Origin of the sequence: Nonomuraea sp. NPDC046570, assembly GCF_040645915.1 — a bacterium.
Lineage (GTDB): Bacteria > Actinomycetota > Actinomycetes > Streptosporangiales > Streptosporangiaceae > Nonomuraea.
In genome coordinates this window covers 32,197-54,619 of sequence record NZ_JBEYZF010000004.1, presented here as the reverse complement: position 1 = coordinate 54,619, position 22,423 = coordinate 32,197, and the positions used below count along the sequence as shown (strand labels likewise).

Annotated in this window: 20 protein-coding genes and 3 tRNA genes; 14 read left to right on the top strand and 9 right to left on the bottom strand. The window is 70.3% G+C overall.

What is annotated here, in order from left to right; all coding sequences use genetic code 11:
* The first annotated feature begins 35 nt into the window (after positions 1 to 35).
* Positions 36 to 464, top strand: a complete 429-nt coding sequence (gene tnpA / locus ABZ911_RS08550; protein WP_358053384.1) for an IS200/IS605 family transposase — start codon at positions 36 to 38, stop codon at positions 462 to 464.
* Positions 465 to 620: 156 nt separating this feature from the next.
* Here tnpA and ABZ911_RS08545 read toward each other — a convergent pair.
* The 3 genes from ABZ911_RS08545 to ABZ911_RS08535 form a co-directional block, all read right to left on the bottom strand.
* Positions 621 to 695 (bottom strand) — tRNA-Val (locus tag ABZ911_RS08545).
* Position 696: 1 nt separating this feature from the next.
* Positions 697 to 767: transfer RNA gene (locus ABZ911_RS08540), tRNA-Cys, on the bottom strand.
* A 28-nt stretch (positions 768 to 795) separates the two neighbouring features.
* Positions 796 to 867: transfer RNA gene (locus ABZ911_RS08535), tRNA-Gly, on the bottom strand.
* A gap of 255 nt (positions 868 to 1,122) precedes the next feature.
* On the opposite strand from ABZ911_RS08535, the gene dusB reads away from it, so the two are divergent.
* The 3 genes from dusB to ABZ911_RS08520 all read left to right on the top strand — a co-directional run bounded on the left by dusB (position 1,123) and on the right by ABZ911_RS08520 (position 5,198).
* Complete coding sequence (dusB, locus tag ABZ911_RS08530) at positions 1,123 to 2,232, top strand: tRNA dihydrouridine synthase DusB (protein WP_358053382.1); 1,110 nt, start codon at positions 1,123 to 1,125, stop codon at positions 2,230 to 2,232.
* Between the two features lie 99 nt (positions 2,233 to 2,331).
* Complete coding sequence (locus ABZ911_RS08525) at positions 2,332 to 4,236, top strand: TRAP transporter fused permease subunit (protein WP_358053380.1); 1,905 nt, start codon at positions 2,332 to 2,334, stop codon at positions 4,234 to 4,236.
* Positions 4,233 to 5,198, top strand: coding sequence for a TAXI family TRAP transporter solute-binding subunit (locus ABZ911_RS08520; RefSeq protein WP_358053377.1), 966 nt, complete (start codon positions 4,233 to 4,235; stop codon positions 5,196 to 5,198). The genes ABZ911_RS08525 and ABZ911_RS08520 overlap by 4 nt, the downstream gene beginning before the upstream one ends.
* Before the next feature lie 24 nt (positions 5,199 to 5,222).
* Here the strand turns inward: ABZ911_RS08520 and ABZ911_RS08515 are convergent, their stop codons facing one another.
* Positions 5,223 to 5,729, bottom strand: coding sequence for a DUF2087 domain-containing protein (locus ABZ911_RS08515; protein ID WP_358053375.1), 507 nt, complete (start codon positions 5,727 to 5,729; stop codon positions 5,223 to 5,225).
* Between the two features lie 44 nt (positions 5,730 to 5,773).
* On the opposite strand from ABZ911_RS08515, the gene ABZ911_RS08510 reads away from it, so the two are divergent.
* Positions 5,774 to 6,406, top strand: a complete 633-nt coding sequence (locus ABZ911_RS08510) for a hypothetical protein (RefSeq protein ID WP_358053373.1) — start codon at positions 5,774 to 5,776, stop codon at positions 6,404 to 6,406.
* A gap of 127 nt (positions 6,407 to 6,533) precedes the next feature.
* Here the strand turns inward: ABZ911_RS08510 and ABZ911_RS08505 are convergent, their stop codons facing one another.
* Complete coding sequence (locus tag ABZ911_RS08505) at positions 6,534 to 9,038, bottom strand: DUF3516 domain-containing protein (RefSeq protein ID WP_358053371.1); 2,505 nt, start codon at positions 9,036 to 9,038, stop codon at positions 6,534 to 6,536.
* 78 nt (positions 9,039 to 9,116) lie between these two features.
* Between ABZ911_RS08505 and ABZ911_RS08500 the strand changes: the two genes are divergently transcribed.
* Together ABZ911_RS08500 and ABZ911_RS08495 are read left to right on the top strand one after the other, a co-directional pair.
* Positions 9,117 to 10,052: a DUF4344 domain-containing metallopeptidase gene (locus ABZ911_RS08500; protein ID WP_358053369.1), complete on the top strand. Its 936-nt coding sequence runs from the start codon at positions 9,117 to 9,119 to the stop codon at positions 10,050 to 10,052.
* A 380-nt stretch (positions 10,053 to 10,432) separates the two neighbouring features.
* Positions 10,433 to 11,026, top strand: a complete 594-nt coding sequence (locus tag ABZ911_RS08495; RefSeq protein ID WP_358053366.1) for a hypothetical protein — start codon at positions 10,433 to 10,435, stop codon at positions 11,024 to 11,026.
* Positions 11,027 to 11,082: 56 nt separating this feature from the next.
* Here ABZ911_RS08495 and ABZ911_RS08490 read toward each other — a convergent pair whose 3' ends face one another.
* The gene (locus tag ABZ911_RS08490) at positions 11,083 to 12,402 is read right to left on the bottom strand and encodes an acyltransferase (protein ID WP_358053364.1); all 1,320 of its coding nucleotides are present in this window, start codon (positions 12,400 to 12,402) and stop codon (positions 11,083 to 11,085) included.
* A gap of 147 nt (positions 12,403 to 12,549) precedes the next feature.
* Here ABZ911_RS08490 and ABZ911_RS08485 point away from each other — a divergent pair, with 147 nt between their 5' ends.
* A complete protein-coding gene (locus ABZ911_RS08485) occupies positions 12,550 to 13,797 on the top strand; it encodes a sensor domain-containing protein (RefSeq protein WP_358053362.1) in 1,248 nt (415 codons plus the stop codon).
* On the top strand, positions 13,788 to 14,435 hold the full coding sequence (locus ABZ911_RS08480; RefSeq protein WP_358053361.1) for a response regulator transcription factor: 648 nt from the start codon (positions 13,788 to 13,790) through the stop codon (positions 14,433 to 14,435). The genes ABZ911_RS08485 and ABZ911_RS08480 overlap by 10 nt, the downstream gene beginning before the upstream one ends.
* 55 nt (positions 14,436 to 14,490) lie before the next feature.
* Here ABZ911_RS08480 and mihF read toward each other — a convergent pair whose 3' ends face one another.
* The 3 genes from mihF to ABZ911_RS08465 all read right to left on the bottom strand — a co-directional run bounded on the left by mihF (position 14,491) and on the right by ABZ911_RS08465 (position 16,683).
* Positions 14,491 to 14,799 (bottom strand): integration host factor, actinobacterial type, encoded by a 309-nt coding sequence (mihF, locus tag ABZ911_RS08475; RefSeq protein ID WP_358053359.1) that lies wholly within the window; start codon positions 14,797 to 14,799, stop codon positions 14,491 to 14,493.
* A 103-nt stretch (positions 14,800 to 14,902) separates the two neighbouring features.
* Positions 14,903 to 15,295, bottom strand: coding sequence for a heme-binding protein (locus ABZ911_RS08470; RefSeq protein ID WP_358053357.1), 393 nt, complete (start codon positions 15,293 to 15,295; stop codon positions 14,903 to 14,905).
* Between the two features lie 215 nt (positions 15,296 to 15,510).
* A complete protein-coding gene (locus ABZ911_RS08465) occupies positions 15,511 to 16,683 on the bottom strand; it encodes an ROK family protein (RefSeq protein ID WP_358053355.1) in 1,173 nt (390 codons plus the stop codon).
* Between the two features lie 42 nt (positions 16,684 to 16,725).
* On the opposite strand from ABZ911_RS08465, the gene ABZ911_RS08460 reads away from it, so the two are divergent.
* From ABZ911_RS08460 to ABZ911_RS08440, 5 genes are all read left to right on the top strand, one after another.
* Positions 16,726 to 17,952, top strand: a complete 1,227-nt coding sequence (locus tag ABZ911_RS08460; RefSeq protein WP_358053353.1) for an MFS transporter — start codon at positions 16,726 to 16,728, stop codon at positions 17,950 to 17,952.
* A 208-nt stretch (positions 17,953 to 18,160) separates the two neighbouring features.
* Positions 18,161 to 19,231: a phosphotransferase gene (locus ABZ911_RS08455; RefSeq protein ID WP_358053351.1), complete on the top strand. Its 1,071-nt coding sequence runs from the start codon at positions 18,161 to 18,163 to the stop codon at positions 19,229 to 19,231.
* 303 nt (positions 19,232 to 19,534) lie between these two features.
* Entirely contained in the window at positions 19,535 to 20,689 is a 1,155-nt protein-coding gene (locus ABZ911_RS08450) for a LacI family DNA-binding transcriptional regulator (protein ID WP_358053349.1), read from the top strand.
* Positions 20,686 to 21,597 (top strand): sugar ABC transporter permease, encoded by a 912-nt coding sequence (locus ABZ911_RS08445; RefSeq protein WP_358053347.1) that lies wholly within the window; start codon positions 20,686 to 20,688, stop codon positions 21,595 to 21,597. Before ABZ911_RS08450 ends, ABZ911_RS08445 begins: the two co-directional genes overlap by 4 nt.
* A complete protein-coding gene (locus tag ABZ911_RS08440) occupies positions 21,594 to 22,412 on the top strand; it encodes a carbohydrate ABC transporter permease (protein ID WP_358053345.1) in 819 nt (272 codons plus the stop codon). Before ABZ911_RS08445 ends, ABZ911_RS08440 begins: the two co-directional genes overlap by 4 nt.
* The last annotated feature ends 11 nt before the right edge of the window (positions 22,413 to 22,423 follow it).

Sequence of the window (22,423 nt, the reverse complement as noted above, 5' to 3'; positions counted from 1 at the left end):
CCAGTTTCACAATCGAACAAACTATCATTCGGTCCATGTCACCGCGATGGGAACCGAACCCCGATATCCGCAGAGGCAGGACCGTCGTCCACAGCCTCCACGCCCATTTGGTCTTTACGCCCATATACCGGGGCGAGGTGTTCACCGACGAGATCCTGCGCCGCTGCGAAGACATCATGATCGAGGTATGCGACAGTTTCGGCGCGGTCCTGGTCGAATTCAACGGCGAGCACGATCACGTGCGTCTGCTGGTCTGCTACCCGCCCAAAGTCGCCCTGTCGGTCTTGGTCAACTCCCTCAAAGGCGTCTCGGCCCGGCTCCTGCGCAAAGAGTTCGGCCCGCACGTCCGCCGATATCTGTGGGGCGGGCACTTCTGGTCCCCGTCCTACTTCGCCGCTTCCTGCGGCGGCGCCCCGCCGTCGATCATCGAAGAGTACATCGAGAACCAGAAACGGCCGGGCTGAGCAGCTCACGTGAACCAACTGTCACGGCACCGCCCGGGCCTGGAGCCCTCCCTCGCAGTCGTTTCCTCCCGGGCGTAAACGCCCGGGGTTCCACGCCAGATCCCCCTGAACACGAAAAACGCGGGCCAGAGGAATCCTCTGACCCGCGTTTCCAGGTGGTGGACGATACAGGGATTGAACCTGTGACCTCTTCCGTGTCAGGGAAGCGCTCTCCCGCTGAGCTAATCGTCCGAGGTGGAGACGGGATTTGAACCCGTGTGGACGGCTTTGCAGGCCGCTGCCTCGCCTCTCGGCCACTCCACCGAGTGAGGCCTGAAACACGACCTCTCCGAGCGGAAGACGGGATTCGAACCCGCGACCCTCACCTTGGCAAGGTGATGCTCTACCACTGAGCCACTTCCGCGTTGCCGCCTTACGGCGACGAAGGAAACTCTAGCGGGTTTTCCGGGTGGTTGCGTAATCACTCCGACTTGCGGAGTTGCCTGGCGACGCCGCGATCGATCGCCGGCAGGCTCCGCGCCCGCTCGCAGAGCCCGGACGGCCGGGCGACGCGATCCGCAGCCGCAGGAGCATCCCTGGCCTCCCGGATGTCGTCGCCGGAGGTCACCGCCTACCGGCGAATAACGCTTGAGGCCCGACCTGCGCTAGAACTTGACAGGTGAAGATTGGGCCGATTGAGGTGTGGCCGCCGGTGGTGCTGGCGCCGATGGCGGGCATCACGAACGCGCCGTTCCGGGTGCTCTGCCGCGAGCAGGGCGCGGGGCTCTTCGTGTGCGAGATGATCACGACGAGGGCCCTGGTCGAGCGCAACCCGAAGACACTCAAGATGATCAGGTTCGACGCCTCGGAGCGTCCCCGGAGCATCCAGCTGTACGGCGTGGACCCGGGCATCGTGGGCAGGGCGGTGCGCATGATCGCCGAGGAGGACCTGGCCGATCACATCGACCTCAACTTCGGCTGTCCGGTGCCCAAGGTGACGCGCCGGGGCGGGGGGTCGGCTCTGCCGTACAAGAGGAATCTGCTCCGGAGCATCCTGCGGCAGGCCGTGGCGAACGCGGGGGCGCTGCCGGTGACGATGAAGATGCGGATCGGGATCGACGAGGAGCATCTCACCTACCTGGACGCCGGGCGGATCGCGGTGGAGGAAGGCGTGGCGGCGGTCGCGTTGCACGCGCGCACCGCGCGGCAGCACTACGGCGGGACCGCGGACTGGTCGGCGATCGCCAGGCTCAAGGAGGCGGTGCCGGAGATCCCGGTGCTCGGCAACGGCGACATCTGGTGCGCCGACGACGCGCTGCGCATGGTGGCCGAGACCGGCTGCGACGGCGTGGTGGTCGGGCGCGGCTGCCTCGGCCGGCCCTGGCTGTTCCGCGACCTGGAGACCGCGTTCAACGGCGGCGGCGAGCGGGTGACGCCGTCGCTCGGCGAGGTGGCCGACGTGATGGCCAGGCACGCCGAGGGCCTGACCGAGGTCTTCGACGTCGAGCGGTACGCGATCGCCGACTTCCGCAAGCACGTCGGCTGGTACCTGAAGGGCTTCACCGTGGGCACGGAGCTGCGCCGCGAACTGGCCACCGCCGAGTCGCTCGACGGGCTGCGGGAGAGCCTGGCCAAGCTGGAGCGCGACCAGCCGTGGCCGCCCAACACCGACACCCCGCGCGGCAAGTCGGGCGAGCGCGACCGGGTGCACCTGCCGGACGGCTGGCTCGACGACCCGTGGGACGGCGTCGTGCCCGAAGACGCCGAGTCGGGCATCTCCGGAGGCTGACCGCCCAGAGTGACAAGACTGTGATCCGGAGATGACAGCGGTCGGTCAAAGCTCGGCGTAGCGTGCCCTTCAACGCACGGCACCACCGCGGGGGAGCCTTTGAGCACGACCGCCGACGAACTGATCGCCGAGTACGACGCCGAGCGCCCTGTGCGCAGGCTGACCGGGTGGGTGGCCGGGGCGGTCACGCTCGTCGCGCTGGGACTGTCGCTGTACGTGCTGTGGTGGACGTTCTTTCCCGGGGCGGTCCAGCCGTACCGGATCGGGTTCCTCGCGGTCGTCCTGCCGCTGGTGTTCGTCTGTTTCGGACGTGACAAGCGGCGGCCCAGCGTGGCCGACTGGCTGCTGGCCGCGCTCGCGCTGGTCGCCTGCCTGTACCCGCTGGCGGTGTTCGACGAGTTCATCCGGCGGGCCTCCGAGCCGACCGCGCTCGACGTGGCGGCCGGTCTGACGATCACCGCGCTGGTGCTGGAAGGGGCCCGGCGCACCGTCGGCTGGATCCTGCCCGCGGTCTGCCTGGGCTTCATCGCCTACGCCTACTGGGGCGGGTGGCTGCCGCTGAGCTGGCCGATCGGGCACAAGGGCTACGACGTCGACCGGATCGCGGTGGCGTTCACCATGGGCACCGACGGGATCTACGGCGTGCCGCTCGACGTGGCGGCCACGTACATCATCCTGTTCACGATCTACGGCGCGGTGCTCGACCATTCGGGCGCGGGCAAGTTCTTCGTCGACGTGTCGCTGGCCGCCTTCCGCCGCTCGCGCTCGGCTCCCGGCCGTACGGTCACCCTGGCCGGGTTCCTGCTCGGCACCGTCAGCGGCTCGGGCGTGGCGACCACGGTGAGCGTCGGCAGCGTCGCCTGGCCGATCCTGAAACGCGCCGGCTACCCGCGTGAACAGGGCGGCGGCGTGCTGGCCGCGGCGGGCATCGGCGCGATCCTGTCCCCGCCGACCCTGGGCGCGGCGGCGTTCATCATCGCCGAATACCTCAGGGTCAGCTACCTCACCGTCCTGCTCTACGCGATCATCCCCACCTTCCTGTACTACCTGGGCATCTTCCTGGCGATCGAGATGGACGCCAGAAGGTACGGCACGCAGCCGGTCACCGTCGACGCCCCCCGCCTGTGGCCGCTGCTGAAGCGCTTCGGCTACCACTTCAGCTCGCTCTTCGTGATCGTCATCCTGATGGCGCTCGGCCAGTCGCCGTTCCGGGCCGTGGTGTACGCGACGCTGCTGGCCTTCGCGCTGTCCTTCCTGGACCGCGAGCACCGGCTGACCCCGCGCAGGGCGGCCGAGGCACTGGCCGCCGGGGTGAAGAGCGTGCTGCCCGTGGCGGTGACCTGCGCGGCGGCGGGCACGATCGTCGCGGTGGTCACGCTGACCGGGCTCGGGCTCAAGGTGAGCTCGCTGATCGTGGGGCTGGCGGGCGGCGTGCTGGCCGTCACGGCGCTGCTCTGCGCGGTGGCGGTGCTGCTGCTGGGGCTGGCCGTACCGGTGACGGCGTCGTTCGTCATCGCGGCGGTGATCATCGGGCCGGCGCTGACCAAGCTCGGGGTGAGCTCCCCCGAGGCGTACATGTTCATCTTCTACTACGCCGTGCTGTCGGAGGTCAGCCCGCCGACGGCGCTGTCGGCGTTCGCCGCCTCGGCGATCACCGGCGGCAACGCGCACCGGACGATGATCGCCACCTGGAAGTACACCCTGCCCGCCTTCCTGGTGCCCTTCGCGTTCGTGCTCACCCCGGCCGGGGAGGCGCTGCTCGGCATCGGCTCGCCGGGACAGATCGCCTGGACGCTGGCCGCCTCCGCGCTGGCGGTGGCGACACTCGCGGTGGCCACCGGCGGCTGGCTGGCCGGTCCGGCGGGGCCGGTGGAGCGGGTGCTGTGCGCGGTGGCCGCGCTCCTGCTGCTCGTGCTCTCACCCGTGCCGGTGCTGGCTGGGACGGGTCTCGCCGTGGCGGCGCTCGCCGTCCATCTCATCCTGCGAAAGAGGAGAACCACATGAGGTTGCGCACACTGTCCGCGGCGCTCGTCGCGGGCGTGGTGGCACTGGCCGGGTGCGGCGGCGACCGTTCGGCCCAGCAGGCCGAGCAGACGGGCGGCGGCAAGCGGCTGTCGATCGCGACCGGCAACACGACCGGCGTCTACTACATCCTCGGCGGCGGCCTCGCCGACCAGATCAGCAAGAACCTGCCCGGCTACCAGGCCACCGCCGAGGCCACCGGCGCCTCGGTGGAGAACATCCAGCGGGTGGTGAAGGGCGACTCCGACATCGCCTTCACACTGGCCGACTCGGCGGCCGACGCGGTCGCGGGCAAGGGCGCGTTCACCGCGCCGCAGCCGATCAGGGCGATCGCCCGGCTGTACAACAACTCCACCCAGGTCGTCGCCACGGCCGAGTCCGGGGTGAAGTCGATCGCCGACCTGAAGGGCAAGCGCGTCTCCACCGGCTCGCCCAACTCCGGCACCGAGGTGATCGCGCTGCGCCTGCTGGAGGCGGCCGGGCTCGACCCGGCCACGGACATCACCAAGCAGTCGCTGGGCCTGCCCGAGAGCGTGCAGGGCATCAAGGACGGCACCCTCGACGCCCTGGTCTGGTCGGGCGGCCTGCCCACCCCCGGTATCACCGACCTGTTCACCAGCCTGAAGGAGAAGGTCGCCTTCGTCCCGCTGACGGACCTGCTGCCGAAGATGCGGGCCACCCACGGCCCCGTCTACAGCGCGGGCACCATCGCCAAGGACGTGTACGGCACGCCCGCCGACGCCCCCACCATCGTGGTCCCCAACCTCCTCGTGGTCCACGAGAAGATGGACCCCGTCCTCGCCGAGAGCCTGACCGGGCTGCTGTTCGACCGGCAGAGCGAACTGGCCGCCGTCCACGCCTCGGCCAAGCAGATCACCAAGGAGACGGCCGTGCAGACCGACCCGGTGCAACTCCACGACGGGTCCAAGAAGTACTTCGGTTAGCGTCGGTCCACGCTAGAAGACCGCTCAGACCTCGACGTGTCCGCCGCTGCGCCAGTAGACGTTGTCCCGCCTGCTCAGCAGCTCCTCCTCGATGAGATGGCGGCGCAGCGCCACGTAGTCGTCGTGGAAGGCCCGCAGGGCGACGTCGACGTCCTTCTCCGGGTAGCGCGTCCCCGGCTCGAAGATCCCGGCGATGTGGTGCAGCACGACCAGCCGCTTGTCGCGCTTGGTGGGGATGGCCCGCAGCCGCCCCTCCACCAGGAAGCTCTGCAGCAGCCTCTCCTCGGGCGTGGCCGCCGGCGCGGGCTGCGCCGTCAGGTGCAGCAGTTCGCGGAAGCGCTCGGGACGCGCCTTCCAGGCCCCTTCCTCGTCACGGGTGACCAGGCCGCCGCGCTCTAGCCGGTCGAGCGCCAGCCGCGGGCCGTCGCCGGTCAGGCCCGACTCGGTGCCGAGAATGAGCGCCGCGAACGTGCGCAGCGTGTCGTCCTGGTAGAGGAGCCCGAGGACCCTCCTGATCTCTTCATCGGCCATCCCCCTATTTTGAACCATGAGCGGGTATCGAGCGTCTCATTTGCGTGAACCACAAGATCCTGATCGCTGGCGTGCTCGCGGGCGCCACTCTCACCGCCGCCGCCGCCGCGCCCGCTCTCGCGGTCGCCGGCATCCCCAAGGGCTTCCTGCTGTACGAGAAGGCCGCCGCCAAGAAGGACGACAACCCCGAGACCAACTGGGAGGTCGACCGCCGCACCACGGTCAGGCTGATCGCGAACCCCTGCGGCAAGGCTGACCTCGGTACGGCGGGCCGTACCGCCGCCCGGACGGTGATCTTCACGTCGGTGCCGGACTTCCAGAAGTCCGAGCAGGTGATCCTCTACTCCTCGGCCGCGGCCGCCACCAAGGCCATGGCGGACCTGCGGCAGGCGGTCACGGCCTGCCCGTCGGTCAAGTCGCCCGGCTCGGCCTACCGCTTCTCCGCGACGGGCGCGGCGCTCGGCGACGAGGGGCTGGCCCTCACCGGCCAGATCTACCAGGGCCGCAAGGCCGGGATCGGCGGCGAGCGGGCCATCGTGGCGCGGCGCGGCAGCGCCCTGCTCGTCTACGCGCAGGCGGGGGAGTGGGGCAAGCCGGCCAAGGCCGACTTCACCCAGCAGACCAAGGACGCCAAGAAGATGATCGCGAAGGTCTGCACCGTCGCGACCTGCGGCTGACAGGTATGTCCCGATCTTGGGACACGGTGATGACCCGATCGTGAAACCGCGAAACGGAGACTAGAGGAAGGCGTGTGCCGGAGCGTCCTTGCCAGTCCGCTCCGGCACACGCATCAAGGGTCCTCCCTCAGAGCCGGTTCAGGCCCAGCACGTGCAGGACGGCGCGGCCCTCCTCGTCCGAGGCCGCCAGGTCCACCTGAGCGTCGATGCCCCAGTCGCCGTCGCCCGCCGGGTCCTTGATGACCTGGCGGACCCGCCACAGCTCCTTCTCCTCCTCGATGCGCAGCAGGCCGGGCCCCCGCGCGTCGGCGTCGGTGCCGATCTCCTCGTGGTCGGCGTAGTAGGCGTCCAGCGCCGCGCCCCAGTCGACGTCGGGGGCCAGCTCCTCCAGCTCGGCCTCCTTCTCCAGGGCGGTGAGCTCGACCAGCCGGAACATCGCGTTGCGCACCAGCACCCGGAACGCCCGCGGGTTGCCGGTGACGGGCCGTACCTTGGACTCCAGCTCCCGCTCCTTCTCCAGCGCCTCGTCGGGGTTGGCCAGCTTCTCCCACTCGTCGATGAGGCTGGAGTCCACCTGCCGGACGATCTCGCCGAGCCACTCGATCAGATCGACCAGGTCCTCGGTCTTCAGATGCTCGGGGATGGTACGGCTGAGCGTCCGGTAGGCGTCGGCCAGGTACCGCAGCACCGTGCCCTCGGAGCGGGCCAGCTCGTAGAACTGGATGTAGTCGGTGAACGTCATCGCGCGCTCGTACAGGTCGCGGATGACCGACTTGGGGCTGACGGTGTAGTCGCCGACCCACGGGTGACCCCGGCGGTAGGTCTCGTAGGCGCCCAGCAGCAGGTCCGCCAGCGGCATCGGATACATGATCTCGGCGAGCAGTTCCATCCGCTCGTCGTACTCGATGCCGTCGGCCTTCATCTCCGCGACGGCCTCGCCCTTGGCCTTCTTGAGCTGGGCGGACAGGATCTGGCGGGGGTCGTCGAGGATGGACTCCACGATCGAGACCATGTCCAGCGCGTACCCCGGCGACTCCCTGTCCAGCAGCTCGAAGCTGGCCAGCGCGAACGTGGACAGCGCCTGGTTGAGCGCGAAGTCGTCCTGCAGGTCGATGGTGAGGCGGGCCCTGCGGCCCTGCTCGTCGGGCTCGCCGAGCTGCTCGACCACGCCGCCGGCCAGCAGCGAACGGTAGATCGCGATGGCCTGGCTGATGTGCCGCCGCTGCCACTTGCGGTCCTCGTGGTTGTCGGTCAGCAGGTGCTTCATCGCCTTGAAGCAGTCGCCCGGCCGGTTGATCACCGCGAGCAGCATCGCGTTGCTGACCTTGAAGCGGGAGTTGAGCGGCTCGGGCTCGGCCGTCTGCAGCTTCTCGAAGGTCTCCTCGCTCCAGCCGACGAAGCCCTCCGGCGGCTTCTTACGGGCGTAGCCGCGCCGCCGCTTGGGGTCGTCGCCGATCTTCGCCAGCGCCTTCTCGTTCTCGATGACGTGGTCGGGCGCCTGGCAGGCGACATAGCCGATCGTGTCGTACCCGGCCCGGCCGGCCCGCCCGGCGATCTGGTGGAACTCGCGGGCGCGCAGCCTGCGCACCTTGTTGCCGTCGTACTTCGACAGCGCGGTGAACAGCACGGTCCTGATCGGCACGTTGACGCCGACGCCGAGCGTGTCGGTGCCGCAGATGACCTTCAGCAGTCCGGCCTGGGCCAGCCGCTCCACCAGCCGCCGGTACTTGGGCAGCATGCCCGCGTGGTGCACGCCGATACCGTGGCGTACCAGGCGGGACAGCGCGCGGCCGAACCGCGTCGTGAAGCGGAAGTTGCCGATCATGGCGGCGATCGCTTCCTTCTCCGCCTTGGACGACATGTTGATGCTCATCAGCGCCTGCGCCCGCTCCATGGCCGCGGCCTGGGTGAAGTGCACCACGTAGACGGGCGCCTGGCCGGTGCTGAGCATCTCCTCCAGGGACTCGTGCAGCGGCGTCATCCGGTAGGAGTAGATCAGCGGCACCGGGCGCTCGGCGTGCTTGACCACCGAGGTGGGGCGGCCGGTGCGCCTGGTCAGGTCCTGCTCGAACATGCTGACGTCGCCGAGCGTGGCCGACATCAGGATGAACTGCACGTCCGGCAGCTCCAGCAGCGGCACCTGCCAGGCCCAGCCGCGGTCGGGCTCGGCGTAGAAGTGGAACTCGTCCATGACGACCTGGCCGATGTCGGCGCCCGCGCCGTCCCGCAGCGCGACGTTGGCCAGGATCTCGGCGGTGCAGCAGATGATCGGGGCGCCGGGGTTGACGCTGGCGTCGCCGGTCATCATGCCGACGTTCTCGGTGCCGAAGATCGCGCACAGGTCGAAGAACTTCTCCGACACCAGCGCCTTGATCGGCGCGGTGTAAAAGGTGCGTATGTCCCGGGTCAGCGCGGTGAAGTGCGCGCCGGCCGCGACCAGGCTCTTGCCCGAACCGGTCGGGGTGGCCAGGATCAGGTTGCTTCCCGAGACGACCTCGATCAGCGCCTCCTCCTGGGCGGGATAGAGAGTGAGCCCCCGTTCGGCGTTCCAGGCGACGAACGCGTCGAATATGGCGTCGGGGTCGGCGTCGATCTCTTCAGGCAGGCGGTCTACGAGGGTCACACCCTCCATACTGCCAAGGTCGGCGACCTAGGAGTTAATGCCACCCGTCAGAATGGTGATGACTACGCTCCGCTTACGATTGGTCACATGATGCGTAGAGCGTGCCTTCTCCTGGCCGGACTGCTCGCGACCGGCGCCTGCGGGACGACCGTGCCGCAGGGGGCCGCGCCCGCCACCCCGTCCAACACCGCAGGTCAGACGGCGACCAGGTCGCCGAGCCCATCCCCGGCGTACCGGTTCATCCCCGTGTACGAGCGGGCCACCGCCGGGAGCCTGCTGATGGTGCAGAAGCTGATGCGCGACCGCCAGCTCGTGCAGCACTGGGCGGAGACGGCCAACGACGGGTTCATCCCGCCGGTCAATGTCCGGGTGATCGCCGAGCAGTGCGGCACGGCCGACGCCTTCTACGACCCCCAGGGGAAGTCGATCACCATCTGCTACGAGCTGGGCGCCTTCCTGCGGGAGCTCTTCGCCAAGCCGGCCCCGGGGCAGACGGCCGGGCCCACGCCCAAGGAACTCGACGAGAGCACGGTCGGCGCGCTCAACGGGATCTTCTACCACGAGCTGGGTCATGCGCTGATCGACCTGTACGACCTGCCCACCACCGGCAAGGAGGAGGACGCGGTCGACCAGCTCTCGGCACTGGTGCTCATCACCGGCGCGGAGGAACAGCGGGACTACACGGGCATCATGAGCACCATCGAGGCGTGGGGGCGGATGTCACAGGAGGCCGAGAGTCAGCCACTGGACAAGGAGGCCTTCGCCGACGAGCACTCGCTGAGCGGCCAGCGCTACTACAACATGATGTGCTACCTGTACGGGTCGAACCACAACGCGTTCCTGCCACTGGTGGCGAATCGGGAACTGCCGGTGGAGCGGGCGGCCCAGTGCGAGAAGGAATACGCGAAGATGGCCCGCTCGTGGGCCACGCTGCTGGGCCCGCACCTGCGCGTCGTCCTGCCCAGCCCGTCGCCGATGGCCTCGACCCCGTCGCACACCCGCACCGCGCGGCCCTCGGGCTGACCGCTCAGCGCAGGTCGAGCTGGAGGAGCCAACGGCAGCCCCGCCCCCGAAATCTCGGCCGCCTTCGCCCGCCACGCGTCCACGCCGGGCGGCGTCTCGTCGAAGGTGGCCACACTGCCGTTCACGTAGTGGCCGTAGATCGCGGCAATATCCCGCAGGTCAGCCTCGGTAAGGTCCCTGATCTCCGTCATGACTGTCCATCATGTCCGGGAGGCTCCAGCCACACCAAGGCGGAGGACTTTCCGCCCGTGTATGGCGTGTCATCTTCCGAGCCGGATTCGGCGGAAAATTCGGGGCTTGCGATGCCCGAAAGAGACCCCGCGACTCGCTACTCTCTGTGCCTGGAACATCACCCTCCACCCCCGAGAGGAACTGGTACGTTGACGACCGCAGTAGAGCTGGAGAAGAGGGTCGTGACCCTGGAGGACAGCATGAAAGGGGTGAGTCACCTGGCAGGCGTCGCCTTCGGCCGATACCAGGGTGCCACCGAGATGCTCACGTACCTGACCTTCGACGTGAAGGCCCTGCGTGACGACGTCGCACACGTCAGAACCGACGTGACACTCGTCAAGACCGACATGGCACTCGTCAAGAAGGACATGGCACTCGTCAAGGACGAGATGTCCGAGTTCAAGACGCGAATGGGGCGTCTGGAGAACGACGTCTCGGAGCTCAAGACCGATGTGGCCGAGCTCAAGACCGACGTCTCGGAGCTCAAGAGCGATGTCACCACGCTCAAGAGTGACGTGGCCGAGCTCAAGAGCGACGTGTCCACGCTCAAGAGCGACGTGTCCACGCTCAAGAGCGATATGGCCGAGGTCAAGAGTGAGATCATCACGCTCAAGACCGACGTGGCTGAGCTCAACACCCGTATGACGCGGGTGGAGGAGCGGCTGGACGGGCAGGACGTGGTGCTCAAGTCGCATGGGGAGATGCTGCAGGAGATCCTGCGGCGGCTTCCGCCGGCGGCCTGATCTCGCGAGCTGTCAAGCCGATGGGAGCCCTCCGCGTCAGGGCTCCCGCTCGGCCGTCAGGCGCGGGACTTCGGCGCGGTCAGCAGGAGACCGCCGATGAGGGCGATCGTGGCGAGCGCCGGGGCCAGCCCGGGGGCGAAACCGGTGACGGTCAGGGTCAGGATGCCGCCGCCCACCAGCCCGGCCGCCACGAGCGCGCCCGGCCAGCCCGTCTTTCCGTACGGCAGGGCGGGCGGCTCCTCGAAGCGGGCGAACGCCCGCAGGAGCGGCCACATGACCAGGCCCAGCAGCGCGAGCCAGACCGGCCAGCCCGCCAGCCACGCGAGGCTCCCCGGTGCGGGGGTGTTCACGCCGAGCGTCACCACGACCACACCGGTCACCGCGAACAGCGCGGGCATGTGCCACAGGTAGACGGTCATGATGCGCGGGCCCGCCCAGGCGACCAGCCGGCCGGTGTTCAGCCGCACGATCCACGGCCGCAGCAGTGTGGCCAGGCCGATCTGGCCGAGGCCGACGGCGAGCATGGCCAGCGTGGGCGGCGCCATGTTCGACACCTCGGCGCCGGGCAGGCCGATCATGCTGCCCGGGTAGGGGCCGTAGGCCACCAGCAGCGCCGCCGCCCCGAACCCGGCCGCCGCGAGCACGGCGGGCCGCTTGAGCCGCCCGTCGGTGTAGAAGAAGCCGAGTTGGTGCACGGCCAGCCAGACGAAGACGATGTTGAGGTACCCGGCCGCCTCGAAGCCGGTGGAGAAACGCAGCACGTCGGTCAGCACCGCGCCGGCGGCCAGCACGGCCGGGACGCGCCAGCCGTACCTGTCGTGGGCCCTGAGCAGGAGCGGTGTGGCGGTGACCGCGATCAGGTACACCGCGAGGAACCACAGGAGCTGCCCGGTCAGCCGGGCGCCCACCTCCAGCGGCTGCTCGGGCACGCCGAACGTGAGCAGGATGTGCGGGAGCGGGATCCACACGGCGGCCAGCGGCAGCAGCGGCCAGGCCAGGCGGCGCAGCCGTACGGCCAGCCAGGCGGGGGCGGGCACCGTCGTGCGCCGGAAGCTGATCGCGTTGGCCGCGCCACCGGCGAAGAACACCAGCGGCATGACCTGGCTGATCCAGGTGATCGCCCACGCGCCCGGAGTGGACAGCGCGTTGCCGGTCGCCAGCCGCGCGCCGTCATAGGTGAGCACTGGGATCGTCCAGTGCTGCAGCACCACCAGCGCCATGCCGAACAGGCGCAGCAGGTCGATGAACGAGTCTCGCCCCTTGACGGGGCTCCGGGGGACCGCGACCGGGGTGCTCGTACCGTCGGCGACGGGCAGGGGGCGGTCGAGCAGGACGGTCATGGGGGCCTCGATCTCGTCGGCGGGTGGACGCTTCAAGGCTCCCGTTTCGCGCCGCCGGGCACAGTGACGCGGGCTGCCGTCCTGAGGTTGAGACCTCACTACCGGGGAGGGTAGGGCTAGCCCTACCCCCGGAGGCCGGTGCGCAGGGTCGAGTGAGGGACGCGGTGCTCGTACCGTGGTGGTATGCGCTCCCTGATGAGGCGTGTCCTGCTTGACACGCGCTACCTGCTGATCGGCTTCCCCACCGCGATCATCGGCTTCGTTGTGCTGATCGTGGGGCTGGTAGCGGGAATCGGCACCGCGGTGGTCTGGATCGGCGTGCCGATCCTGGTGGGCACGCTGATGATCGCGCGGGGGTTCGCCGACTCCGAGCGCGGCTGGCTCTCCGACGTGCTGCGCCGCCCGGCCGTACGGCCCCGCTACAAGGCGGCGCCCGAAGGCGCGGGCTCCTTCCGCCGGTTGGTGAACCCGATGACCAGCGGCCAGTCCTGGCTGGACCTGCTGCACGGCATCGTGAACTTCCCCATCGCGATCATCACGTTCGTGGTGGCCGTGGTGTTCTGGGCGATCCCGATCCTGGGCCTGACCTATCCGATCTACGGCCTCGTCACCTCGAACATCCCGGGCAACGTGGAACTCCCCGAGCTGCTCGGCTTCGGCGACGGCTACCTGGTCAACTCGGCCTTCTACGTCGGCCTCGGAGTGCTGGGCGCGATCATCATGCCGCCCGTGGTGCGCGGGGCGGTGCTGATGCGGGCGGGGCTCGGCCGGGCGCTGCTGACCGGCGTGGCCGAGCTGCAGGAGCGCATCGACGACCTGGCCGAGGGCAGGGCCGCGGCGGTGTCGGCGGAGGCGTCGGCGCTGCGCAGGCTGGAGCGCGACATCCACGACGGGCCGCAGCAGCGGCTGGTGTCGCTGGCGATGGACCTGTCGCGGGCCCAGCGGCAGATGGCCAAGGACCCCCAGGCCGCGCAGGCCACCATCGGCCAGGCGATCACCGCCACCAGGGAGACCCTGGACGAGCTGCGCGCCCTGTCCCGCGGCATCGCGCCGCCGATCCTCGCCGACCGCGGCCTGCCCTCCGCGCTCGCCGCGCTGGCCGGCCGCTGCACCATCCCCGTCGAGCTGGACGTGCAGACCGAGGGCCGCTACCAGGCGGCCGTCGAGAACACGATCTACTATGTGGTCGCCGAGACCCTCACCAACGTGGCCAAGCACAGCCGGGCGACGGTCTGCACCGTCCAGCTGTCCCGCACGGGTGGCGTCCTGATGCTGACGATCGGGGATGATGGGGTCGGCGGCGCACACGTCGCCAAGGGACACGGCCTGGCCGGGCTGGCCGATCGGCTCCGCGCAGTCGACGGCGAGCTGACGGTCACCTCGCCGAACGGCGGGCCGACAGTGATCGTGGCGGAGGTGCCGTGCGGGTAGTCGTGGCCGATGACGCAGTCCTCATCAGGGAGGGCCTGGTCAGGCTGCTGGAAGAGTTCGGGCACGAGGTGGTGGCGGCGGTCGGTGACGGGGACGCCCTCGTCGAGGCCGTCGCCGAGCACCGTCCCGACGTGTCGGTGGTCGACGTGCGGATGCCGCCGTCGTTCAGCGACGAGGGGCTCAGGGCGGCGGTGGAGGCGCGCACCAGGGTGCCGGGAGCGCCGGTGCTGATCCTGTCGCAGTACGTCGAGGTGTCCTACGCGGATGACCTGCTCGCCGACGCCAGGGGCGCGGTGGGCTACCTGCTGAAGGACCGGGTCGTCGACGTGGAGGAGTTCCTCGAAGGGCTGCGCCGCGTCGCCTCGGGCGGCACGGTCTTCGATCCGCAGGTGGTGGCCCAGCTCATGGTGCGCAGGCGCAGGAACGACCCGCTGGCGCAGCTCACGCCGCGTGAGCGCGAGGTGCTCGGCCTGATGGCCGAGGGCAAGTCCAATCCGGCGATCGGGCGGCAGCTCGTCATCAGCGACGGCGCGGTGGAGAAGCACATCCGCAGCATCTTCGCCAAGCTCGGCCTCTACGCCGAGGACAGTGACCAGCATCGCCGGGTGCTGGCCGTACTCGCCTATCTGCGGACCTGATGCCGGCCGGTCCGCGCGGGCGCCTGCCGGCGCTGCGCGGACCCGGCACCGGCTTCTAGCCCTGCAGCGCGTCGACCAGCTTCTTGCGCTGCTGGGTGCCCAGGCCGCCGAGACGGCGCTTGTCGTCGACGCCGGCCTCCTCCATCAGCGCGGTCGCCTTGGCGGGACCGACGCCCTTCACGGCGCGCAGCGCCTGCGAGACCTTGATCTTCTTGGCGATGTCGTCGTCGCGCTCCAGCAGGTCGGCGAAGGTCAGCTCGCCGGCCTTGACCTTGGCCAGCAGGGCGGTACGGGCGGCGCGCGCCTCCGCGGCCTTCTCCAGAGCCGCCTTGCGCTGCTCGGGGGTGAGGGTGGGAAGTGCCATCTCTGTTCTCTCCTCGGGGAGTAAGGATTCGGGAGTCTGTTACCCGTGCTGACGCGGCTAATCATGACGGATGCCAGCGGTGCGTGTCGCAGAAAGCCGCCGCTCAGCCCGTTCGCCACACCGAAGCGGCGGCCTCGGCGCACGCCACATCCTGGGCGACGGTACCCCCGCTGACCCCCACCCCGCCGATCACCCGTTCCGCCGCCCAGAGGGGGACGCCGCCGCCGAAACAGATGAACCGATCCCCGGCCAGACCGTAGAGCTCGCCCCCCGGCACGGTCAGCAGTGCCAGATCGGCCGTCGACCTGCGGTTGGCCACCGAGGTGTAGGCCTTGCCCGGCGCCAGTACCGGGCCGGCGATCTCCGCACCCTCCATACGCTGGAACGTCACCAGATGGCCGCCCGCGTCGACGACGGCGACCGAGATGAGCGCGCCCTCCCGGGCGGCCTGCTTGAGCGCGGCCTCGCACATGCGCAACGCGATTTCGAGGTTCACGGGCACCCCTCAGCTATGCCGAAAAATCATGAGACAGAGTGACTTTAGGCACAGGGTCCCCCGGGATTCGACGGGGTCGCGCGGACGGGTTTCGGACGGCTCCGGTTTCCTGGGGCGGTCGTTCCCGCCGGGGCCGGAGGGCCTGCGAACGTGTCGTCCATCACAGGGCGCGCGCCGGGCGTGTCGTTGTGCGCTTCGTCACCTCCAGGTGCCGGTCAGCCGCTCCGCGCCGAGCGCCAGGCGTCCAGGCCCTCGACCGTCAGGAACGCGTCGAACACCGACTCCATCGCCCCCGTCAGGGGCCCGGCACGGCCCAGGGCCGAGGGGACGATCGGGGGTGGCTGACGCTCGCGGAAGGCCATCAGGCCCTCCGCGTAGGTCTCCGACAGCGCCCGCCCGGCCAGCGCGTGCAGATCGACGCCCAGACCCGACAGCGTCACGACCTCGGGGTCGTGCGCGTTCACCAGGGCGCCGATGCCGGTGCCGAGGGCGCGGGCGACGGCGGTCACCGCGGCCAGCGCCGCCGCGTCGCCGTCGCCCGCCTGCCGGACGAGGCGGTCGGCGTGCGGTCGGCCGCGCCCGCCGCCCGCGCTCAGGCCGGCGTGGCGCAGCAGGGCGTTGCCGCCGACGTCGAGACTCCAGCAGCCGATCGCCCCGCACGGGCAGGGCCGCCCGCCGCCGGTGAGCGGCATGTGGCCGAACTCGCCCGCCGTGCCGGAGGCGCCGGTCAGCGGGCGGCCCTCGATCAGCAGCGAGCCGCCGAGGTCGAAGTCGACGTGCAGGTGCAGGCCCACGCCCACCCCGCGCAGGCGCCCGCGCCGCGCCTCGGCCAGCCCGGCCAGCCGGGCGTCGTTGCCCACGTGCAGCGGTACGGCCATCGGCAGCATCGCGGCGAGGTCGACGTCCGCCCAGCCGAGGTGCGCGATGTCGAGGATCCGGCCCCACCGGACCGGACCGGCCGCCGACAGGCCCACGCCGACCACGCGAGGGGTCAGCCGGTCCCTGATGGCGGCGCCGAGTGGCAGCAGGGCGCCTTCGGGGGAGCCGTCGTGGCCTCTGGTCTCCAGCACCGTGTACCGCCCGCCGAGTTCGCACGCGGCCAGTTCCCAGGCGTCCTCGCGCAGGTCTGCGGCGAGCACCAGGGGGCCGTTCGGGTGCGGGCCCGGCACCTGGGTGGGGCGGCCCCTGGCCTGCTCGGCGGCGGGCTCCTCGTGCAGCAGCTCGTCCTCGGCCAGGCCGCCGACCAGGACCGAGGCGGTGCCTCTGGCCAGGTCCAGAGCGCGGGTGAGCTGGGACCTGGTGCTGGCGGCGGCGCGGTCGTGGATCGCGCGCAGGAGGCGTACCCGGTTGTGGGCGCGTAGCTCGCCGCTCGTCTTGGCGCCATACATGCCGCCATTGTGGCAGCCGGATTCAGCGCTTATGCTCTCGGCGTGAACAAAATTGTGGACAAGGTGGCGTCGCGGGCCCGCACGGGTGTCTTCGGGTACTTCTTCCTCAGCGGACTCGTCATGGGCATGTGGGCCGCCGGGCTGCCGACGCTCAACGACCGGTTGCACCTCGGGCCCGCCCTGCTCGGGTCGGTGCTGCTGCTCACCTCCGGCGGCGCGCTGGTGTCCATGCTGATCGCCGGGCGGCTGGTGGACCGCTGGTCGAGCCGGCTCATCTGCTGGATCGGCGGGCCCCTCTCCGCCGTGGTGCTGCTCGGGCCCGCCCTCGCCCCCTCCTACGCGTGGCTGGCCGTGCTCGCCGTGGTCTTCGGGCTCGGGCTGGGGATCACCGAGGTGGCGATGAACGTGCACTCCGTGGAGGTGGAACAGCGCTACAGGCGGCCGATCATCTCGGCTTTCCACGGCGTGTGGAGCCTGGGCGGCGCGGCCGGGGGCGCGCTGACCGCCGCCGGGCTGAAGCTCGGCGTGGACGGGCAGGTGCTGCTCGTGGTGGCCGCGCTCGTCGTGCCGTTCCTGTACATCCCGCACGCCAGGCTCCTGCTGCCCGGACGCCCCGCCGCGCACGCCGCGGGAGCGGACGGCGCCAGGGCCGGGGGCGGGGCGATGCCGTGGGGGCTGGTCGGGATGCTCGGGCTGGTCGCCTTCGCCGGGCACCTCAGCGAAGGCGCCGCGATCGACTGGGCCGCCCTGCACGCGCGGCTCGTACTCGACACCGATCCGGCCGCCGCGCCGCTGGCGTACACGATCTTCTCTGTGGCGATGACCACCGTGCGGTTGATGGGCGACCCGCTGCGCGCGCGGCTCGGGTCGGTGCGTACCATCCAGCTGGCGGGCGTCCTCGCCACCTGCGGGTACGTCTTGGTGCTGGTCGCCCCGCTGACCGGCGCCGCGCTGCGGGTGGCGTGCGCGTGGAGCGGGTGGGCGCTGGTGGGGGTCGGGCTGGCGACCGTGGTGCCGGTGGTGTTCAGCTCGGTGGGCGCGGCGGGCGGGGCGGTCGGCCGGGCACTCTCCCTCGTCACGGCCTTCGGCTACACGGGCCTGCTCCTCGGCCCCGCGGTACTCGGCTACGTCGCGGAGGTCACCTCCCTCCAGATCGCCTTGATCATCCCCGCCGCCCTCGCCGCCGTCGTCACCCTCGCCGGCACCCCCGCCATCCGCGCCCTGCCCACCTCCCCCTCCCGCCCCCTCACCGAATCCAACGCCCCCTGACCGTCTCTCTGCGCGTGCACGGTGAGGCTCTCCGCCCGTACGGCAAGCCGGGGCCGGGCTCCCAGGGTGGTCACCGGCGGACGCCCGCCGGTCGACGCCGCTCGGGAGCCGACACCGGGCCGCCGTTACGTCGCTTGGGTGATCGAGGCTGGGCCCTTTTCTGGCCCCATGGTGGGATTCGGCGGTTCGGGGCCGGGAGAATGGCGGGATGGGGCTTCACGATCTTTCCGCTGGTGGCGGGGTGCTGTCGGAGGTGGCGGTGGTGGCGCGGGCCGCGCTGCGGCGCTACGACCTTTCTCCGGCGGCGACCGCCACGTTGATCAACGTCTCCGAGAACGCGACGTTCCGGGTGGACGATCCCGAGGCCGGACGCACCGCGATCCTTCGAGTGCACCGTCTCGGCTACCACTCTCCCGGCGCCATCGCCTCGGAACTGGCGTGGCTCGAAGCGCTCAGACGTGACGCCGGCGTGCGCACACCCCGGGTGATTCCCGCACGGGACGGCGCCCGGGTGGTCGAGGTCGGACCGGGCGAACCGGGCGTGATCTCCGGCGTCCAACCAGGGGGATCCGGTGATGGGTCGGTTGGGGGGCGGTGCTGTGTGATGTTCGAGTTCTTGCCGGGGGGTGAGCCGCCGCAGGAGGGGCTGGTCGCCGATTTCGGGCGGCTTGGGGCGGTGACGGCGAGGATGCATCGGCATGCGCGTGGGTGGTCGATGCCGGTGGGGTTCAGTCGGTTTCGGTGGGATTGGGATGCGGCCTTCGGGGTGGAGGCCAGGTGGGGGCGGTGGAGTGACGGGATCGGGGTGGATCTGGAGGCGCGGGCCGTGCTTGAGCGGCTGGAGAAGGAACTGGGGGAGCGGCTCGGGCGGTATGGGATGGGGGCCGAGCGGTTCGGGCTGATCCATGCGGATCTGCGGTTGGCGAATCTGCTCGTGGACGGTGACGGGCCGCCGAGTGTGATCGACTTCGACGACTGCGGGTGGGGGTGGCATGTCTACGATCTGGCGGCGGCGCTGAGCTTCATGGAGGACGATCCGCGGGTGCCCACCTTGATCGACTCCTGGCTGCGCGGCTACCGCACCGAGGAGTCGCTGAACAGGGAGGACGAGGCGGAGATCTGGACGTTCATCCTGTTCCGGCGCCTCCTGCTGACGGCCTGGATCGGCACCCACCAGGGCGTGGAGATCGCCAGAGAACTCGGCGCCACCTACACCGAAGGCACCTGCACCCTCGCCGACCGCTACCTAACCTCCCGCGGCCACCTCAACTCCCTCTGACCCCCCAACCTCCACCCACCCCACACCCGGTGAGGGTTGCCGGGTGCTGAATGTGGCCTGGGGCTTGGGGGGTTGCTCAGCCCCTTCCGTTCGGGGCTTTCCGCTCATCTCTCGGAGGCGGAGGTCGTGTGGGTGGTCTCTCCGGACTCGTGGGGCTTGTAGTTTGTGGGGCGCACAGGGTCTGACCTGGCGTTATGGGATCGTGACTTGACCCTGATGGTGCGTGCCTGTTTCATGAAGCCCATCGCGGTAAACGTTTACAGTCGCTTACTGGAAACGTTTACCCCCAAGAAAGGACGCGCCTTGGCCGACGGACCCACGATCAACACCATCGCCGAGCGCGCCGGGGTCTCCATCGCCTCGGTCTCGCGGGTGTTGAACGGCCTGCCGACCCGGCAGGAGACGGTGAGCAAGGTGCTGGCCGCCGCCGAGGAGCTCGGGTACGTCCGCAACGCCGTCGCCCGCTCGCTGAAGTCCCGCCGTACCAACCAGATCGCCTTCGCGATGGCCGACATCGGCAACCCCAACTACCTGGCGATGGTCCGGCAGATCCAGCCGGTGCTGAAGGCCGCGGGATACCGGCTGGTGCTGCAGTCCACCGACGCGATCGCCGCCGACGAGATCGACGTGCTGCACAGCCTCGGCGAGCGGTACGTCGACGGGCTGATCCTGAGCCCGCTGCGGGTCACCGACGAGCACCTGAAGATGATCGCGAGCGCCCGCGCGCCGGTGGTCATCATCGGCCTGATGCCCGACGGCATCCCGGTGGACAACGTCAGGGCCGACTCGCGGACCGGTGTACGGCTGGCGCTGGACCACCTGCACGCGCTCGGCCGCCGCCGGATCGGCCTGGTCAACGGCCCGGTCGACACGGTTCCGGGCGCCGCCCGAGGCGAGGCCTACCGGGACGCGCTGGGCGCGCTCGGCCTGCCGTACGACGAGAGTCTGGTGGAGATCGGCGACTTCTACCGGGCGGAGGGGGCGCGGGCGGTGGCGCGGCTGCTGGAGCGGGAGCCCGAGGTGGACGCGCTGATGTGCGCCAACGACCTGATCGCGCTCGGCGCGCTGGACGTGCTGCGGGCCACGGGCCGGCGGGTGCCGCAGGACGTGGCGGTGGTCGGCATGGACGACACCGACCTCGCGGCGGCGGCCTGGCCGTCGCTCACCAGCGTCTCGCTCGGCTCGGCCGAACGTGGCAGGGCCGCCGCCGAGCTGCTGCTGGACCGCCTCGACAACCCTGGGCGCGAGCCGCGCGTGGTGACGGTCGAGCCGAGGCTGGCGGTGCGCGCCTCCACGGTGGGCGAGGCCGCCGCGGTGCCCGCCTCGACTTCGTCCGAGGAGCCCCCGTACGCGGAGGCCCGCCGCGCCGGCCCGGCGGATGCCCCCGGCGACGCACCCGCGCGGGCAGAAGGCGTACAGGCCGGGGACGGCACGATCACGAACGGGGGCGTCTCATGACGGCGACCGCGACCAGACCCGCGCCGACCGCGCGGAAGCCGCGCGGCAAGCCCCGCTCCCGCCGCAACCGCGAGGTGCTGATGCTGATGCTGCCGGCCCTGGTGCCGGTGGTGCTGTTCAGCGTGATCCCCCTCGTGTACGGCATCGGCCTGGCCTTCACCGACGCCCGCGCGGGCCGCAACGACGTCCCCGACTTCGTCGGCCTGGCCAACCTCGGCGAAATGCTGGCCGACGACGTCTTCTGGTCCTCCTTCAAGATCGGGATCATCTGGGCCGTCTCGGTGACGACCCTGCAGTTCCTCCTCTCCCTCGGCCTGGCCCTGCTGCTCAACCAGAACCTGCGCTTCCGCGGCCTCGCCAGGGTGCTCGCGGTGGTGCCGTGGGCGATGCCGCCGGTGGTCATCGGCCTGATGTGGCGGCTCGTCTATCACCCGGACGCGGGCATTCTCAACAGCATGCTCGGCACCAACATCGACTGGCTGGCCGACTTCTCCCTCGCCCTGCCCGCGGTCATCGTGATGGGCGTCTGGGCGGGCATGCCGCAGACCACGGTGGTGCTGCTGGCGGGCCTGCAGAGCGTGCCGAAGGAGCTCTACGAGGCGGTCGAGGTGGACGGCGCGGGCAGGTGGCGCAAGTTCTGGAACATCACCCTGCCGCAGCTGCGCCCGGTCGTGGTGGCCATCACCTCGCTCGACTTCGTGTGGAACATCAACCAGTTCAGCCTCGTCTACGTGCTCACCCAGGGCGGGCCCGGCGGGCAGACCAGGCTGCCGATGCTGTTCGCCTATGAGCAGGCCTTTCGGTACGGCTTCTTCGGATACGCCGCCATGCTCGGCCTCGGCATCGTGATCGTCGTGCTGGCCGTCCTCGGTCTCTACCTGTGGCGGCAGATGCGGGAGGCGTCATGAGAAGGACTCCGCAGTACCTGGCCCTGCTCGCCTACCTGTTCTTCCTGGCCTTCCCGCTGGTCTGGCTGCTGTCGACGGCGCTGAAGACGCCGCAGGAGATGGCCAACCTCAATCCCACCTGGATCCCGCAGAACCCGACGCTGGCCAACTTCTCCGACGCGTTCGGCGAGCAGGACCTGGTCGGCGCCGGGCTGCGCAGCCTGATCGTGGCGGTCTGCAGCGCCTTCCTGACCGTGGTGCTCGCGCTGCCCGCGGCGTACGCGATGGCCCGCTTCAAGGGGCTGGTCAGCAAGATCGGGCTCGGCTGGGTGCTGGTCAGCCAGGTCTTCCCGTTCATCCTGATCATCATTCCGCTGTTCATGGTGCTGAAGAACCTGGATCTGATCAGCACCCTGCAGGGGCTGGTCATCGTGCACGTGACGTTCACGCTGCCGTTCGCGCTGTGGATGCTGCAGGGCTACGTGCGTGCGGTGCCGGCGGAGCTGGAGGAGGCCGCCGCCGTCGACGGCGCGGGCCGCGCCCGGACGCTCGTCAGCGTGGTGGCGCCGCTGCTGGTCCCCGGCGTGGTGGCGACCCTGCTCTTCTCGTTCATCTCCTCGTGGAACGAGTTCATGTTCGCGCTCGTGGTCCTGAGGGACCCCGACGTGATGACCCTGCCGCTCGTCCTGGCCCGGTTCACCGGGCCGGAGGGAGTGGCCAGGCTCGGCCCGATGGCCGCGGCGTCGCTGATGGCGACCATCCCGAGCCTGATCTTCTTCGCAATCATCCAGCGGCGGCTGAGGTCCGGCCTGATGGCCGGAGCAGTCAAGGGCTGACCCCTCGATAG